The 15,404-nt window shown below is 68.3% G+C and carries 12 protein-coding genes; 5 read left to right on the forward strand and 7 right to left on the reverse strand.

The window, feature by feature from the left end; translation table 11 throughout:
- The first annotated feature begins 35 nt into the window (after window positions 1-35).
- Complete coding sequence (locus tag ACZ45C_RS13135) at window positions 36-1,181, forward strand: PGF-CTERM-anchored ABC transporter substrate-binding protein (protein WP_460561210.1); 1,146 nt, start codon at window positions 36-38, stop codon at window positions 1,179-1,181.
- 35 nt (window positions 1,182-1,216) lie between these two features.
- Here ACZ45C_RS13135 and ACZ45C_RS13140 read toward each other — a convergent pair whose 3' ends face one another.
- Complete coding sequence (locus tag ACZ45C_RS13140) at window positions 1,217-1,951, reverse strand: MBL fold metallo-hydrolase (RefSeq protein ID WP_460561208.1); 735 nt, start codon at window positions 1,949-1,951, stop codon at window positions 1,217-1,219.
- Window positions 1,952-1,985: 34 nt separating this feature from the next.
- Window positions 1,986-3,995 (reverse strand): ATP-dependent DNA ligase, encoded by a 2,010-nt coding sequence (locus ACZ45C_RS13145; protein WP_460561206.1) that lies wholly within the window; start codon window positions 3,993-3,995, stop codon window positions 1,986-1,988.
- A gap of 123 nt (window positions 3,996-4,118) precedes the next feature.
- Between ACZ45C_RS13145 and ACZ45C_RS13150 the strand changes: the two genes are divergently transcribed.
- On the forward strand, window positions 4,119-5,678 hold the full coding sequence (locus ACZ45C_RS13150; protein WP_460561204.1) for a hypothetical protein: 1,560 nt from the start codon (window positions 4,119-4,121) through the stop codon (window positions 5,676-5,678).
- Here ACZ45C_RS13150 and ACZ45C_RS13155 read toward each other — a convergent pair.
- The 4 genes from ACZ45C_RS13155 to ACZ45C_RS13170 form a co-directional block, all read right to left on the reverse strand.
- A complete protein-coding gene (locus ACZ45C_RS13155; RefSeq protein WP_460561202.1) occupies window positions 5,638-5,844 on the reverse strand; it encodes a hypothetical protein in 207 nt (68 codons plus the stop codon). The two genes, ACZ45C_RS13150 and ACZ45C_RS13155, sit on opposite strands and share 41 nt — an antisense overlap.
- 72 nt (window positions 5,845-5,916) lie before the next feature.
- Complete coding sequence (locus ACZ45C_RS13160; protein ID WP_460561201.1) at window positions 5,917-6,882, reverse strand: segregation/condensation protein A; 966 nt, start codon at window positions 6,880-6,882, stop codon at window positions 5,917-5,919.
- Window positions 6,875-10,456 (reverse strand): chromosome segregation protein SMC, encoded by a 3,582-nt coding sequence (smc, locus tag ACZ45C_RS13165; RefSeq protein WP_460561199.1) that lies wholly within the window; start codon window positions 10,454-10,456, stop codon window positions 6,875-6,877. The genes ACZ45C_RS13160 and smc overlap by 8 nt, the downstream gene beginning before the upstream one ends.
- A gap of 24 nt (window positions 10,457-10,480) precedes the next feature.
- Window positions 10,481-10,906, reverse strand: coding sequence for a DUF7518 family protein (locus ACZ45C_RS13170; RefSeq protein WP_460561197.1), 426 nt, complete (start codon window positions 10,904-10,906; stop codon window positions 10,481-10,483).
- A gap of 316 nt (window positions 10,907-11,222) precedes the next feature.
- Here ACZ45C_RS13170 and ACZ45C_RS13175 point away from each other — a divergent pair, with 316 nt between their 5' ends.
- The 3 genes from ACZ45C_RS13175 to ftsZ all read left to right on the forward strand — a co-directional run bounded on the left by ACZ45C_RS13175 (window position 11,223) and on the right by ftsZ (window position 13,426).
- Complete coding sequence (locus ACZ45C_RS13175; protein WP_460561195.1) at window positions 11,223-11,804, forward strand: double zinc ribbon domain-containing protein; 582 nt, start codon at window positions 11,223-11,225, stop codon at window positions 11,802-11,804.
- Window positions 11,805-12,021: 217 nt separating this feature from the next.
- The gene (locus tag ACZ45C_RS13180; protein ID WP_049984220.1) at window positions 12,022-12,201 is read left to right on the forward strand and encodes a ribbon-helix-helix domain-containing protein; all 180 of its coding nucleotides are present in this window, start codon (window positions 12,022-12,024) and stop codon (window positions 12,199-12,201) included.
- A gap of 4 nt (window positions 12,202-12,205) precedes the next feature.
- Entirely contained in the window at window positions 12,206-13,426 is a 1,221-nt protein-coding gene (ftsZ, locus tag ACZ45C_RS13185; RefSeq protein ID WP_460561193.1) for a cell division protein FtsZ, read from the forward strand.
- A 391-nt stretch (window positions 13,427-13,817) separates the two neighbouring features.
- On the opposite strand, the gene ACZ45C_RS13190 is transcribed toward ftsZ, so the two are convergent.
- Window positions 13,818-15,404: a Gfo/Idh/MocA family protein gene (locus ACZ45C_RS13190; RefSeq protein ID WP_460561191.1), complete on the reverse strand. Its 1,587-nt coding sequence runs from the start codon at window positions 15,402-15,404 to the stop codon at window positions 13,818-13,820.

Raw genomic sequence — 15,404 nt, forward strand, 5'->3', positions numbered from 1 at the left:
TAAGTACTTATTGGATGCGTGCCGTCGTCGATCCAATGCGACTCAGATCCGTCTTCGTCGCGGCCCTGCTCGTGACGAGCGCCCTCGCCGGCGGCGTCACCGCCGTGCCTGCGAACGCACAGCCAGCGGCAGCGCACGCCGGCCACGCCGCCGTCGTCCACTCTGCTACCGCCGCCTCCCCGGGCGGAACGACGCCACAGGCTACCGAGCCACAGGCCACCGACGCGGACCCCGACGCGTGCGGATTCCCGGTCGAACTGACGGACGCGACGGGAACGACGGTCACGCTCGACGAGCGTCCCGAGCGGATCGTGACGGTGAATCCCTCGTCCGCGCAGACCCTCTGGGAGATCGGCGCACGCGACCGCGTCGTCGGCGTGACGCAGTTCGCGGCGTACCTCGACGGAGCCGACGAGAAGACGGACGTCTCGGCCGAGGGACTCGGAGTCAGCGTCGAGAGGGTCGTAAACGCGGATCCGGACCTCGTGCTCGCCCCGAACGCCTCCGCCGATCAGGTCGCGGACCTCCGCGAGCAGGGGCTCACCGTCTATCACTTCTCCGCGGCGACGAACGTCGACGATATCGCCGAGAAGACGACGACGACCGGTCGATTAGTCGGTGACTGCGAGGCCGCCGCGGCGACCAACGAGGAGATGGCCGCGGCCGTCGCGGACGCAGAAGCGCGGACCGCGGACATCGAACGGCCGACCGCGTTGTACCCGCTCGGTGACGGGTTCGTCGCCGGGGGCGACACCTTTATCACCGAGATCATGCGCGTCGGCGGCGTCGACAACGTTGCCGCCGACGAGGAGGACGGCTACCCGCAACTGTCGAACGAGGTGATCCTCCAGACCGACCCCGACCTGATTATCGTCACCGATCCCGACGCACCGATCCTCGACGAGGAGCCGTACGCGAGCACGACCGCGGGCGTCAAGGGAAACTACGTCGTATTGGAACGGAACTACCTCAATCAGCCGGCGCCGCGCAGCGTGATCGAGACGACGACGACGCTTTCGACAGCGATCGCGGACCGGGGGGCGCAGACCGAATCCGGTGACAACGCGAGCGGAACGGACGCGGCTGACGGGGACGAGACCGGCGCTGCCGCGCCAGGCTTCGGCGTCGTCGCTGCCGTGCTCGCGACGCTCGCGGTCGCGGTGCGGGCGAGACGGCGCTGAGGACCCGAACCGACGCCGAGAGCCGGCGACGCGGCCTACTGATTCGCCGAGCGCGCGTCGAGCGCGACCGGGATCGACCGCGCGGCCACGTCGCCAGCGAACGCCTCGCCGTCGGCCTCCAGCCGCTCGAAGGTGTCGTAGTGGATCGGCACGACCAAGTCGGGATCCAGCTCCTCGGCGAGGTCGGCAGCGGCGTGGCGATCGGAGGCGAGCCCGCCACCGGCGATGTTCGCGAGGAATATCGAGACGTCGAGCTCGGCGAACCCGTCGAGCGCGTCGGAGTCGCCGGGCCAGAACACGGTGCGGCCGCCGAGCGAGAGGAGGAAGCCGCAGCCGAACCCCGGCGGATGGACCACCGATCCGTCCGGATCGGCGTTCGGTCCCTCGGGGTCGTTGTGCGCCGGAACGGACCAGAGGGTGACCGCACCGGCGGGGGTGTTCACGTCGACCCGCGCCTCGTCGTCGACGCGGACCACGTCGTAGTCGGCCGCGAGCGACTCGATCGTCTCCACCTCTCGGTCGATGCCGGCGGGGTCGACGGCGTCGTAGATCACGACCGTCGCGTGGTCGGCGGCGACCGACCGGATCCCCGCGGGGTCGTAGTGGTGATCGTGGGTGACGACGACGAGGTCGCCGTCGCGCGCCCAGTAGTCGTCCAAGACGCCGTACCGACCGGGATCGGTGTACGCGACCGGGCCGTCCGCGGGCTCCAGCCGCGCCGTCGCGTAGCCGAGCCACTCGACAGTGAACCCGTCGTATCGAACGGTCATGGGGGGAGTCCGAATCCGACCGCCTTGAGCGTGGCTATGGCTCACTGTGGTCGTCCGCGCTGTCGACTCCATCGATCCCCGCGCCTGCCAGCCGCTCCACCCGCTCAAGCGAGTCGGCGTCCGCCACGTCCTTGTCCTCTCGGATGCCCACGAACCGCGGGAATCGAAGGGCGTAGCCGGCCGAATACGTCGGCGACGGCTGGATCTCCTCGTATCCGACCTCGACGACGAGCGCCGGGTCGAACGCGACGGTCGTCCCCTCCTCGCGGACGACGTACGGCTCCAACCGCTCCGTGAGGTCGGCGAGCTCCGCGTCGGTGACGCCCGTGGCGACCTTCCCCACGGTCGCGTAGCCGTCGGGAGGGTCGGCACTGGCGGTGTCGGCGGTGTCAGCGTCTCCCGAGTCGGCGTCTCCCGAGTGGGCAACTCCGGAGTCGGGGACCCCGGAGCCGTCCGACGCCTCCCGCACTCCGAGCAGGAACGTCCCGAACAGCTCCGCGCGCCGCCCCTCTCCCCACTCCGCGCCGACGACGACCGCGTCGAACGTCTCCACGTCGGGCTTGCGCTTCAGCCAGTCGCGCCCGCGGTTTCCGGGCGTATACGCCGACTCAGGGTCTTTCAGCATGACGCCCTCGTGGCCCGCATCCAGCGCCGCGCGCTCGGCCGCCGCGATCGCCTCGGCGTCGGTTGCGACCTCCAGGTCGGCGGCCGCGTCCGGGAGCGTCTCGACGAGGCACTCGTGGCGGACGCGGAGGGGCTCGTCGAGGAGGTCGGTGCCGTCGGCGTGGAGGCAGTCGAACGCGTGCAGGCGGAGCCGCACCTCCTCGCGCATCCGGTCCACGTCGTGTTTCCGCCGGAAGCGTCGGAGCACCTCCTGAAACGGGAGGGGATCCCCGTCGTCGTCGACCGCGACGACCTCGCCGTCGACGATGATCGGCGCGTCGACCCGCGCTTCGACGTACTCCGCGACCTCCGGGAGCGCGTCCGTCACGTCGTCCATGTTGCGCGAGTAGATCCGCGGGCCGAGGCCGGCGGCGTCGGGGACGGTTCCGGTGGGCTCTCCAGCCCCGGCGGCTACACCGGCCTCGTTCGCGGCTCCGGGCGCGTAATGGATCTGCACACGCGCCCCGTCGAACTTCGTCTCGACGGCGACCTCGTCGAACGACTCGATCGCGTCGGTCGCGGTCCCCGCCTGCGCGAGCATCGCTTGGACCGGGCGGCCGACGTCGAGGCGCTCCTCGCGGAGTCCCGCGACTCCGTCGTCGCGCGCGAGCCCGGCAACGTGCCCGTAATCGTTCGTGACCTGGAGCGCGCGCTCGACGGCCGCGACGGCCTCGCCGTCGGCTCGGAGGACCGGACCGTCGCTGTCCCCGCCGTCAGCGCTCTCTGCGTCGCTGCCATCGCTCTCTGCGTCGCTGCCATCGCTCGCTGTGTCGACCTCGTCCGCGAGAAACGCCTCCGCGATCGCGTCGCGGACGGTCCCCTCGCCCGCACCGAGCCGCATCTCGCCGAGCACGAGACGGGCGAGCAGCTTCGCCTCGGCCGGGGCACAGCGGTTGAACAGCCCGAACAGCGCGTCCAGCTTGCGCGACTCGCTCCCGTCGCCCGTCGCCGCGGCGAGCGATCGCAGCGCCGAGTCGACCTCGCTGACGGTGAGCACGTCGCGACCGTCGGACCCGCCCGTGCGTTTCCCGCCGCCGAACGCGGCGAGTCCGCGCTGTCCCCCGAAGTCGAGGTCGGCAGCGACCGCGCCGATCTCGCCTTCGGCCGCGAGCCGGTCTTCTACGTCGGCGGCGGTGACGTTCGGACCTGCCGCGCGGGCCATCGCCTCGCGACACAGCGCGGGTCCGACGTCCAGCGTCCGGGTGTCGTGGGCCGGGAAGACCCGGCCGAGCAGGAAGCGGACGGCAGTCGGGAGGTCGTCGCCGCCGTCATCGTCTCCGCTCGCGGCGGTGAACAGGTCGGCGACGTCGAGAGTGGTCTCGATGTCTCCCGGCTCGTCGGCCAGCCGCTCGGCCCGCTCCGCGAACGCGGCGAACTCCATGCGCCGAGTCGGCGATCGACGGGCAAAAGCGCGCCGATACGGCCGACGGAGACGCGTGGTGACCGCTCGCACGCCACCGATCGGCCGTTGCCCTTTTTACGTGGGCGGTCCGTCGACCGTCGCATGAGCACCGAGTCCGCCCTCGCCGATGGCGTCCGCGAGGCGCTCGCCGTCGACCCCGACGAGTTCGCCGCCCGCACCGAGGAGGAGGCGGAGATCGTCAAACAGGAGCTTCGAGACGGGTCATTCGACAACCACCAGTCGATCGTCGGTTTCGAGTACGAGTTCTACGCCGTCGCCGACGGTCGGTGGAGCGAGGAGTCTCGAGCGGGCGACTACGCGCTGATGCGCGTCCCCCGGCGGATGCTGGAACTCATGGGCTTCGAGAAGGAACTCGGCCTCCACAACGCCGAGATGTCGACGAGCCCGCAGCCGCTCTCGGACCACGGGCTGATGGCCCAGCTCGCGGAGGTCCGAGCGCGACTGGAGGCCGCGGAGAACACCGCGGGCGTCGAGGGGATGCGACTCGTCTCCGACGGGATCTGGACCATTCCGCCCGCCGGCGAGACGGCGGCGGGGTACCTCACCGACAGCGTCGACGTCGACGGGGTGACTGTCGCGGTCAACATGAGCGATTCGGTCCGGTACCACGCGATGGCCAACACCGAGGGCGCGGGGGCGGCAGACGTGTCAGTGGACGCGCCGGGCGTGTCGCTGTCGGCGGACACGGTGATGCCGGAGAGCCTCATCACCTCGATCCAGCCGCACTTCCAGGTCGCGCAGGCGACGACGCTGCCGCGGCACTTCCGATACGCGCTCCGTATCGCCGGGCCGCTGCTCGCGCTCGGCGTCAACTCGCCGTTTTTCCCGCCAGAGCTGTACGACGACGATTGGGACGGCGAGCGCGTGCTCGCGGAGGGCGCGACCGAGAACCGGATCCACGTGTTCGAGTCCGTACTCAACGCACGGACCGACGCGGACAAGGTCCGGTTCCCGCGGGAGTTCCACGACGTGGAGACCGCGGTCGATCGGATCGCCGGCGACGAGACGCTGATCCCGATGCCGGAGTCCGAGGGGACGGACCGGTTCGACGACGCGTTCGCGACGTTCCGGACGAAACACGGGAGCTACTGGCGGTGGGTCCGCCCTGTCTTCGAGGGGGCGAGCCGGTCGAGCGCGAACGCTCGCATCGAGTTCAGACCGATCCCCGGCCAGCCGACGGTCCGCGACTCGATCGCGTTTCAGGGGGCGTTCGCCGGGCTGATGCAGGCGCTCCCGCAGCGCGAACATCCGGTGATCGGACTGGAGTGGGAGACCGCGCGCGACAACTTCTACGCCGCGGTCGCCGACGGGCTCGACGCCGACATCGAGTGGATCGGCCCCGACGGCGAGCCGACGACGGACACCGACGCGCTGTTCGCCGACATTCTCGATCACGCGGAGGCCGGCCTTCGAACCGCGGGCTGTGCCGACGACGAGGCCGCCGAGTGGATCGCGCCGCTACGGTGGCGCGTCGCGAACCGCACCACGCCCGCGAGCTGGAAGCGCGACCGCGTCCGAGAGCGACTCGACGACGGCGACGACTTCGCGACCGCCGTCACCGACACGCAGCGGGAGTACATCGACCGACAGTCGGAGACGCTCATCGACGGCGGGTTCTCGGCGTGGACCGACGGCGAGTGAGCGGCGACCTCGGCTGACGGAGGTGACCCGAGGTATCCAGTCCGCGCGCGAGCACCGTCGCCTCGACGAGCCACCAGAGCGCCGACGCCCCGTACAGGACGAGTGCGATCCACAGTGCCGCGACGACGGCAGCGAACGCGAGGTTGGCGGCGGAGAACTCGATCACTGTCGACCCTCTCTGGCGGAACCGACATCAACGTGTTAAAATTTCTCGGTAGACGCGCCGCGGAACGACCGCTCAGTCCGCGACCGCCTCGGAGTCGGCGGTCGCGGCCGCGGGGTCTTTCACCCACAGGTCGCCGAACAGCTCGTCCTGTTGGAGCCGGACGGTGCCGCGGTGTGCCATGAACAGCAGCGCGAGGTACGTCATGAACGGGCGGCCGCCGGCCGTCTCGATCTCCGCGAACAGCACCTCCGTGCGGCCGCGGTCGAAGTGGGTGCGGAGGGCGTTGTCGATCTCGACGATGACCTCTTCGATGTCCTCGTCGTGGGTGCGGTCGGTCGCCTCGCCCGCGGTCGGCTCGCCGTCCCGGCGGAACTCGTCGCCGGTGTGGTAGTCGAGAGTCTGCGTGCCGCGGGCGTAGCCGCTCGGCGACTCGGAGGTGTCGTACTCGCGAGACTCTTTCCACCACGAACCGCGCTCGGCCTCCCGAAGCTCTCGGACAAGCTCGTCGAGCGTCTCCGGTGACCCACGAGTGCTCTTCCGGTCGAGCCGTCGGTCCATCTCCGCCTCCAACTCGTCCACCGGATCGAAGTCGCCGGCGGCAGGATCCGGCGCGCCGCCCTCCATCACGAGTTCCCACGGCTCCGGCTCGGGCTCCGCGTCGTCGTCCGCGTCGTCGTCGGACAACATCCCATCGCTTTTCATCCGCAGGAGGACGCTGGCGTAGAACAGCGCCCGACCGGTGGTCCGAAGGTCCGTCTCGTCGAGCCGGTCTAAGAACGCGTCTGTCACCTGCACGATGTCGATGTCCCACGGCTCGATCTCGCCTTCCTCGGCGAGTTGGACGAGGAGTTCGACGGGCTCTACCTCGTCGTCGTCCGACGCCGCCGCGGCACCGTTCGCGCCCGCCGCGTCCGGGGTATCGCCTCCGCCGCCGAACTCGACACTGCCGACATCGTCTCCGGCGTCGCGCTCGGTCGTCAGATCGAGGTCGGGGACGCCGCCGCTCGCTCCGGCGTCGGCCGACCCGTCGTCAGTCATCCGCGGTCACCTCTCCGTCACCGTCGTCACCGAACTGCATTCCGGTGACCGCCGAGAGGTTGTCGCCCTGCATGGTGACGCCGATGGCCCGATCGGAACGCTCCAAGAGCGCGGAGCGGTGACCGACGACGACGAACTGCGCGTCCGCGGCCAGTTCCTCGATCATCTCGCCGACACGCTCGGCGTTGACCGCGTCGAGGAACGCGTCGATCTCGTCGAGCGCGTAGAAGGGGGCGGGGTTGTGCCGCTGGATAGCGAAGATGAACGAGAGGGCGGTCAGCGACTTCTCGCCGCCGCTCATCGCGTCGAGCCGCTGGACCGGCTTGTCCGCCGGTTGCGCTTTCATCGTCAGTCCCTCCTCGAACGGGTCCTCGGGGTTCTCTAAGAGGAGCTCACCACTGCCGGCCGACAGGCGCGCGAAGATGTCCTCGAAGTGGTCGTTGATCGACTCGAACGTCTCCATGAAGGTTCGCTTTTTCTCCGCCTCGTACCCCTCGATGCGCTCTTCGATCCCGTCGCGCTCCTCGACGAGCACGTCGCGGCGCTCTTGGAGCCGGTCGAGCGCCTCCTCGACCTCGTCGTACTCGTCGATCGCGAGCATGTTCACCGGCTCTAACGCCTCCATCTCGGCCTCCAGCTCGTCGATCCGCGATTCGACCGCGTCGAGTTCGGGTATCTCCTCGGGGTCGTACGCGCCCACCTGTGACTCCAGTTCGTCGATCTCCCACTCCAGCCGGTCCCGGCGGTCTGTGAGGTTCTCCAGGGTCGACTCCGCGTCCGCGACGCGGGACTGCTGTTCGTCGCGCTCCCGGGTCGCCTCCGTGATCGTCTCGCGGAGGTTCTCGCGCTCCGCCTTCAGTTCGGTCAGCTCCGCTTCGAGGTCCGCGATCGCCTCACGCTTCGTTTCGAGCACTGCCTCCTTCTCTTCGATGGCCGCCTCGTGGTCGGCGATCGCGTCTTCCGCGTCCGCCTTCCGGTTCTGCGCCGTCTCGACCGTGTCGTGGAGGTCAGAGAGCGCGTCCTCGGCGTACCCCTTCTCCAACTCCAGTTCGTTCTGTCGGCCGTCGAGCGATCCCATCCGGTCTTCGAGATCGTCGATATCGGCGCGTATCTCGTCGGCGCGCTCGGAGAGTTCCGGTATCTTCGAGTCGGCGAGCTCGGCCTCGATCTCCGCGATCGCGGATTCCACCTCGGCGATATCGGCGTCGAGGTCGTCGATATCGGCATCAAGGTCGCTCATCTGCTCGTCGACCGACTCGCGTTCCGCCTCCAAGTCGTCGAGTTCCGCCTCCAAGTCGTCGATCCGGGCGTTCGTCTCCGCGAGTTCGTCTTCGGCGCGTTCCACGTCGGCTTCGAGCGACCGAACGCGCTCCGCGGCATCGGCCTTCCGGTCGCGGGCGTCGTCGATATCGCTCTCCAGCTCGTCGATCTCGGTCTGCAGCGACTGTCGCTCGTCTTCCAGCTCCGATATCTCCGCCGCGAGCCGTTCGAGCTTGCCGCCGCCAGACTTGGTAAAGGAGTATCGGGAGCCGCCGCCGGAGCCGCCGGTCATCGCGCCGGACTTCTCGACGAGGTCGCCGTCGAGGGTGACCATCCGGTAGTCGCCCATCAACTCGCGGGCAGTCGCCATGTCCTCGACGACGAGCGTCGAGCCAAGCACGTACGAGAAGATCGACTCGTACGCCGCGTCGTACTCGACGAGGTCGCGCGCGAAGTCGACGACGCCCGGCTGTGAGGGTTTCCGGGGGAGGCTCCGGTCGTCCATCTTCGTGATCGGCAGGAACGTCGCGCGGCCGGCGTTGCGCCGCTTCAGATAGTCGATACACGTCGATCCGACGCCGTCGTCGTCGACGACGACGTTCGCGAGCCGTCCGCCGGCGGCCGTCTCGCAGGCTTCGGCGTACTCCGCGTCGACGGAGCCGAGTTCGCCGACCGCCCCGTGAACGCCGTCGATACCGCCGTTTTTCACTTCGGTCACCGCGCGGGGCCACGAGGCGTCACCGCGCTCGTCGGCCGCCGCCTCCAGTTTCGCGTACTCGTTCTGCTTCTCGCGGAGGTCGTCTTCCACGTCTTCCAACCGCTCTGCGGCCTCGGCCTTCTCGGCGAACAGGTCCGCGACGCCGTCTTCGATGGTCGACTGATTCTTTTGTGCTTTGTCCAGTTCGCTGTGAAGCTCCGAGATGCGAGCCTTCTGATCCGGTATCGACCCGCGGGCCGCCTCCAGTTCCTCACGGGTCTCGCTGACCGCGTTCGAGCGTCGGCGCGCCTCGTCGAGAAGCCGGTCCTTCTCGCGCTGTAACTCGTTTTTCTCCTCGCGGAGCGACTCGACTCGCTCTTTTTTCTCCGTGAGATCGGCTTTCAGCTCGTCGAACTCTGTGTCCGCACCCTCGATTTCGGCCTCCACGTCCGCCAGCTCGGAGCGCTTCGTCGCGATCTCCGATTTGACCGACGCCTTCTCGACTTTCACCTCGCGGATCTCGGCGTCGAGGTCGTCGATCGTCTCCTCTTTTCGATCGATCTGGATGAACGCGTCGCGACGCTCCGTCTCAGCTTCGGCCGCGCGCTCTTCTGCCGCCTCGATCTTGTCTTCGAGCCGCGATATCTCGCCTTTGATCTCCTCTATCTCGGAGCGGATCTCGATCTGTTCGTCCTCGCCTTTGGTCTCGATCTCGCGATTGAGATCTGCGAGTTCGCCTTCCAGCCGCGTCAGCCTCCCCTGTTTGGCGTCGAGGTCGTCACGGAGGTCGTCGATGTCGGCTTCGGCGTCGTCGATGTCGGCTTCCACGCCCGCGAGCGTCTCGCGTTTCTCCTCCAACTCGGAGGCCTTGAGGAAGCCGCGGTACTCCTCCAGTTCGTCGCGGAACTCCTGGTACCGGAGCGCCGTCTCGCGCTCGTCGGCGAGTTGATCGAGCCGGTCCTCCTTCTCGCCGATCCGGAGGTCCGCCTCGCCGATCCGGTCTTCGACCGTGTCGAGCTCCTCGTAGGCGGCGTCTTTCTTCTCGTCGAACTCGGCGACGCCCGCGATCTCGTCGATGATCCCCCGCCGCTGGTAGGGGGTCATGTTGATGATCTCCGTCACGTCGCCCTGCATCACGACGTTGTATCCCTCCGGCGTGACGCCGGCGGCCGCGAGCAGGTCCTGTACGTCGGAGAGGTTCACCGACCGGCCGTTGAGGTAGTAGTACGAGTAGTAGTTGTCCTCCGTCTCCTTGACGCGCCGTTTGATCGTGATCTCGGAGACGTCGCCGACGTTCTCCGTGCCCGCCGCGGAGACGACCTGCGAGCGGTTGAGCGTCCCGTCCTCGTTCGACAACACCACCGTCACCGAAGCCTCGCTCGGTCCGTCGGCGTCGTCGCCGCCGTCGTGGCCGGGGTTGTATATCAGGTCGGTGAGCTTCTGGGCTCTGATCCCGCGGGTGCGCGCCAGTCCGAGCGCGAAGAGGACGCCGTCGATGATGTTCGACTTCCCGGAGCCGTTCGGCCCCGTGACGACGGTGAAGTCGTCGTAAAAGGGGATCCTCGTCGTCCGCCCGAAGCTCTTGAACCCGTCCAAAACGACTTCAGTGATGTGCATGTATCGCGGGGATGTGTCGTCGGCTTACGCGACGATGATGTCGCTGTCCGACTCCGCGTCGTCGTCCGTCTCGGTCTCCGCGTCGCTCGCTGCATCCGGCGTCGTCGTCTCCTGTTCGGGGACGAGAACCTCGTCGTCACCCGCGTCGTCCGCGCCGTTCGCGTCCGAGGAGGCGGTCTCGTCGTCGGTCCGCTCGACGACCTCGACGTGGTCGTCCGAGTGGGTCCGGCGCTCTCCGTTGGCGGCGTCCGCGTCCGGGTTCGGTTCGTCGGGCTGCGGCTCCGAGTCGGCCGGCTCGGGCGGCGTCTCAGACGCCTCCGCGTCCATCGTCTGTGCGTCTTCCAACTGTCGGACGCGCTCTTTCATCTCAACGAGCTCTTCGGTGAGTCCGTTGACCGCTGCCTGTAGTTCCGAGACCTGCCGTTCGAGATCTTCGACGCGATTGCTCATATACTCACGTATGCCCACGCGGGCCGTATAAATCTGCGTCAGACACACGTGTGATCATACACCGAGGTACGTGTTACCATGAGTCGAACGAATGGGACTGGTGACACCGACGTCTCGGTCGCCGCCGCAGTTCGCTGTCTCACGCGGTGAGACACATGTCCGATTCCGTATCTTTCGGCGACTGTCGACCGCGATCACCCGACTGCGTACATGATCGAAAATCACCGCCAGAAGACGTTTCGAGCGGCTGAAACGTGTCTGCCACGGGGCTGACAGGAGGGGAAGATACTTATACCCTGACAGACATCTCCGGAACATGAGCAAGATCACCTTCCGAGCCGACGACGACCTCGTCGAGCGGCTGGAAGCGTGTGACGCCTCCAAAAGCGAGGTGATGCGCGAGGCCCTCCGAACGCATCTCGGGGACGCTGGCACCGGGTCTGACGCGTCGGACGCCACGTTGGGCGCGGCGGTAGCCGACCGGATCGACGACCTCATCGCCGATCGACTCGACGCCGCGCTGGACGATCGACTTGCAGAGAGAGGACACACGAACCGCGTGTATACGCCCGGAAACGGCGGTGAAATCAACGTAAACGTCACACTCGACGCCCTCGGTTCCGACGACGGCGACGCGCGAGCGACACGGGAGGCGACGACTGACGCCGAAACGGAGGGACGTAAGACGCCCGCCGACACCGACGTGCAAACGCGAGAAAACCTCTGTGGCGGATGTGGCGAAAACGTCCCTTCTGACCACGTATACTGCCCGAATTGTGGAGAGAAACAGTCGCACCGAGCGTTCTGTGAATGTGGTGATGAGCTCCGGACGGACTGGGCGTTTTGCCCCGGATGTGGTCGTCGCACCCCCGCCGCGGACGTCCTGAACGATCGATAACAGCCGTATCGACCGACGTATACGCCCGAATTCGGGCGTTTTCGCGGTGTGTCTTACAACGGCCGATAGTTTTATAAAGATAGCCTCGGTGGATACGACTGCGTAAGACGACCGTCTTACAGAGGCCGTCCGAAGCGGGGATATCCCCGCTGTCGGGCGATTCTCCGCTGTAAGACACACGCGTCGCGTGATATCCCGTCTTACCGGGGGAATACCAATGGAGCGTGTGACACTACGAATCCCGAAACAGCAGATCGACGAGGTTGAACAGATGGTCGAGACGGGTGAGTTCCCGAACCGGAGCGAGGCGATTCGCTCTGCCGTCCGCGACATGCTAAACGAACAGGACGGCGAGCACGAAGAGCGCAGCCGCAACCGCAACTGGGCGAAGGTGTAAACTGATGCAAGATCTCGTTCAAGAAGCCCTCGACAACGCGGAGGCGGAGAAGCGTGAGATGGACGCCAGCATGGACGACGACGACGAGTTCGGGGACCCCCGGATCGTCATCGTCGGTGCCGGCGGCGCCGGAAACAACACGATCAACCGTCTGTACAACATCGGCGTCGACGGTGCCGACACGGTCGCGATCAACACCGATAAACAACACCTCAAGATGATCGAGGCCGACACCAAGATCCTCGTGGGCAAGTCGCTCACGCAGGGACTCGGTGCCGGCGGCGACCCCAAGATGGGCGAACGCGCGACCGAAATGGCCCAGGGAACGATCAAAGAGGTGCTCGGCGACGCCGACCTCGTCTTCGTCACGGCAGGGATGGGCGGCGGCACCGGTACCGGTGCGGCCCCCGTCGTCTCGAAGATCGCGAAAGACCAGGGCGCTATCGTCGTCGGGATGGTCTCGACGCCGTTCAACGTCGAGCGCGCGCGCACGGTGAAAGCCGAGGAGGGGCTAGAGGACCTCCGCAACGAGGCCGACTCGATCATCGTCCTCGACAACAACCGGCTGCTCGATTACGTCCCGAACCTGCCGATCGGGAAGGCGTTCTCGGTGATGGACCAGATCATCGCCGAGACCGTGAAGGGGATCTCCGAGACGATCACCCAGCCCTCGCTCATCAACCTCGACTACGCCGACATGTCCACGATCATGAATCAGGGCGGCGTCGCGGTGATGCTCGTGGGCGAGACCCAAGACAAGAACAAGACCCAGGAGGTAGTCAACGACGCGATGAACCACCCGCTCTTGGACGTGGACTACCGCGGCGCGAGCGGCGGGCTCGTCCACATCACGGGCGGCCCGGACCTCACGTTGAAGGAGGCCGAGGGGATCGCGAACAACATCACCGAGCGGCTGGAGGCGAGCGCCAACGTGATCTGGGGCGCGCGCATCCAGGACGAGTACAAGGGGAAGGTCCGTGTCATGGCTATCATGACGGGTGTCCAGAGCGCACAGGTGCTCGGCCCCTCCACGCAGAAGCAGGCCGACAAGTCCCGCGCCGCGGTCGACGGCGACGACCTCGGCGACTCACGCTCTCGGGCGGCCGAGGCGAACGGCAGCGCGGGCAGCGCGGCTGCCTCCGGCAACGGTACCCGTGGCGCGTGGGAGTCCGACGGCGGCAGCGAGCCCGTTGAACAGAACAACGGCCTCGACGTCATTCGCTGAGACCCGCCTCACTCGACCACCGCTCTCGCTTTTTGACCGGCATCGTCTCGCCCGGCGCGAGGACTTAACATCGCGCAAGCCTAGCGGATCCACGTGTCACCCACCCAGCCACCTCGGCCGGTTCGGGTTCGACCGAACGCCGGCCGTGATCCGCTCCGTCTGTTCCGATGACCGACGTCGCGCTCTCCTTTACCGCACCCGAGACGGTTGAACGCCGGGAGATCGACGTCGGGTCACCGGACGCCGACGAATTCCGCGTCAGCACGCGCGCGTCGGCGATAAGCGCCGGCACGGAGCTGCTCGTCTATCGCGACCAGACGCCCGCAGACGTACCCGTCGACAAGACGCTCGACGCGCTCGACGGGGAGTTCTCGTATCCGCTCCGATACGGCTACGCCGCGAGCGGCGTCGTCGACGCGGTCGGCGAGCGCGTCGATTCCGACTGGCTCGGTCGGTCGGTGTTCGGGTTCGTCCCGCACCAGACGCGGTTCGTGGCCGCGCCCGACGACGTGGTCGCACTTCCCGAGGGAACCGCCCCAGCGGTCGGCGCGCTCCTGCCCTCCGTCGAGACGGCGACGAACCTCGTCCTCGATGCGGCCCCGCTACTCGGCGAACGGGCGGTCGTCTTCGGAGCGGGCGTCATCGGACTGTGTGTCACTCGACTGCTCGCGTCGTTCCCGCTGTCGTCGCTCGTCGTCGTCGATCCCGTCGAGCGCCGGCGGGAACTCGCGGCCGCGATGGGCGCAGACCGCACGGCGACTCCGGAGACCGTCGCCGACCGCACAGACGACGCGGACCTCGCGATCGAGCTGTCCGGCCAGCCGAGCGCGCTCGACGACGCGATCGGCGGGAGTCGCAGGGCGCTCGCGCCGCCGACCGTTCCTGCAGACCCGTCCTCTCGCGGCGGCGAGACGACCGGCGCTGCGGGCGGATCCGCGGTCGCGCCGTAGTCGTCGACGGGGACCGGCCCGCCATCGTCGGCGGCGGTCTCGATCGCGTTGCAGACGGCGACGACGTGCGCGCCCCGCCGGCCGGTCTCGCGCGAGGGCGATCCGGCCGCGGCGCTCGCGGCGAGCCGCTCGACTGCGTCCACGTACGCGTACGGTTCCGGGGGTGACTGCGGCGGCGCGCTCGCGTACTCGCGGCCGACGCGTCCGAACCGGACGTCGTCGCGGTCGGTCGTCATCGCGCCCGTTCCCCGGAGGTACAGCGAGCCGTCGTCGCCGTGTAGCTCCAGCCCGTAGAACTCGCGGGCGCGGTGCGGCGCGTAGAAGCTCGCGGTGAGCCGCACCGTCGGGCCCGCCGCGAACGACAGCGTCGCCTCGACGTGGCTCGGTACCGACGGGCGGCGCATCTCCCGTGCGGGCCAAGCGTCGAGCGCGTCGGCGACCCGCACGCGGTCGACGGGTCCGAACCACGAGACGAGAAGCGTCAGCGGGTACACCGCCCCGTCGTACAGCGGACCGATCTCCAGGAACGAGTCGGGGCGGTCGTGCCAGTCGGTGACGCGCCCGACGTGCGCGTGGGCGTACCCCAGTTGGACGGGGCCGAGCCTCCCGTCGGCGAGCAGCCGTCCGGCGCGACGCTGGGAGGGCGCTCGCGGCGTGTCCGGGGCACAACCGAGCGCGAGCCCGCGCCGTCGGGCGAGCGCGAGGAGGTCGCCGGCCTCGTCCGCGTCGAGCGCGAGCGGCTTCTGCGAGTAGACGTGGCGGTCGGCCGCGAGAGCCGTCCGCGTCACCGACGCGTGTGCGGCGTGGCTCGTCAGGTTCACGACGAGCGGCGCGTCGAGCGCCGCGAGCGCCGCGTCGACGTCGGTGAACGAGGGGACGGCCGCGCCGTCCTCGCCGACCGCTGCCGCGAGCGCGGCGGCGCGGTCGCCGTCGAGATCGACGACGCCGGCGAGCGTCAGGTCGCTTGCCGACAGCCCGGCGGCGTACTCGTCGGCGATCGCGCCCGCACCCACGAACAGACAGTTCAC

It is taken from the genome of Halorubrum pallidum (assembly GCF_055380345.1).

What these genes read in the sequence shown, in the direction of transcription:
- ACZ45C_RS13135 (WP_460561210.1), top strand. Translation starts at nt 36, where the DNA reads ATGCGACTCAGATCCGTCTTCGTCGCGGCCCTGCTCGTGACGAGCGCC.
- ACZ45C_RS13140 (WP_460561208.1), bottom strand. Translation starts at nt 1,951, where the DNA reads ATGACCGTTCGATACGACGGGTTCACTGTCGAGTGGCTCGGCTACGCG.
- ACZ45C_RS13145 (WP_460561206.1), bottom strand. Translation starts at nt 3,995, where the DNA reads ATGGAGTTCGCCGCGTTCGCGGAGCGGGCCGAGCGGCTGGCCGACGAG.
- ACZ45C_RS13150 (WP_460561204.1), top strand. Translation starts at nt 4,119, where the DNA reads ATGAGCACCGAGTCCGCCCTCGCCGATGGCGTCCGCGAGGCGCTCGCC.
- ACZ45C_RS13160 (WP_460561201.1), bottom strand. Translation starts at nt 6,882, where the DNA reads ATGACTGACGACGGGTCGGCCGACGCCGGAGCGAGCGGCGGCGTCCCC.
- smc (WP_460561199.1), bottom strand. Translation starts at nt 10,456, where the DNA reads ATGCACATCACTGAAGTCGTTTTGGACGGGTTCAAGAGCTTCGGGCGG.
- ACZ45C_RS13170 (WP_460561197.1), bottom strand. Translation starts at nt 10,906, where the DNA reads ATGAGCAATCGCGTCGAAGATCTCGAACGGCAGGTCTCGGAACTACAG.
- ACZ45C_RS13175 (WP_460561195.1), top strand. Translation starts at nt 11,223, where the DNA reads ATGAGCAAGATCACCTTCCGAGCCGACGACGACCTCGTCGAGCGGCTG.
- ACZ45C_RS13180 (WP_049984220.1), top strand. Translation starts at nt 12,022, where the DNA reads ATGGAGCGTGTGACACTACGAATCCCGAAACAGCAGATCGACGAGGTT.
- ftsZ (WP_460561193.1), top strand. Translation starts at nt 12,206, where the DNA reads ATGCAAGATCTCGTTCAAGAAGCCCTCGACAACGCGGAGGCGGAGAAG.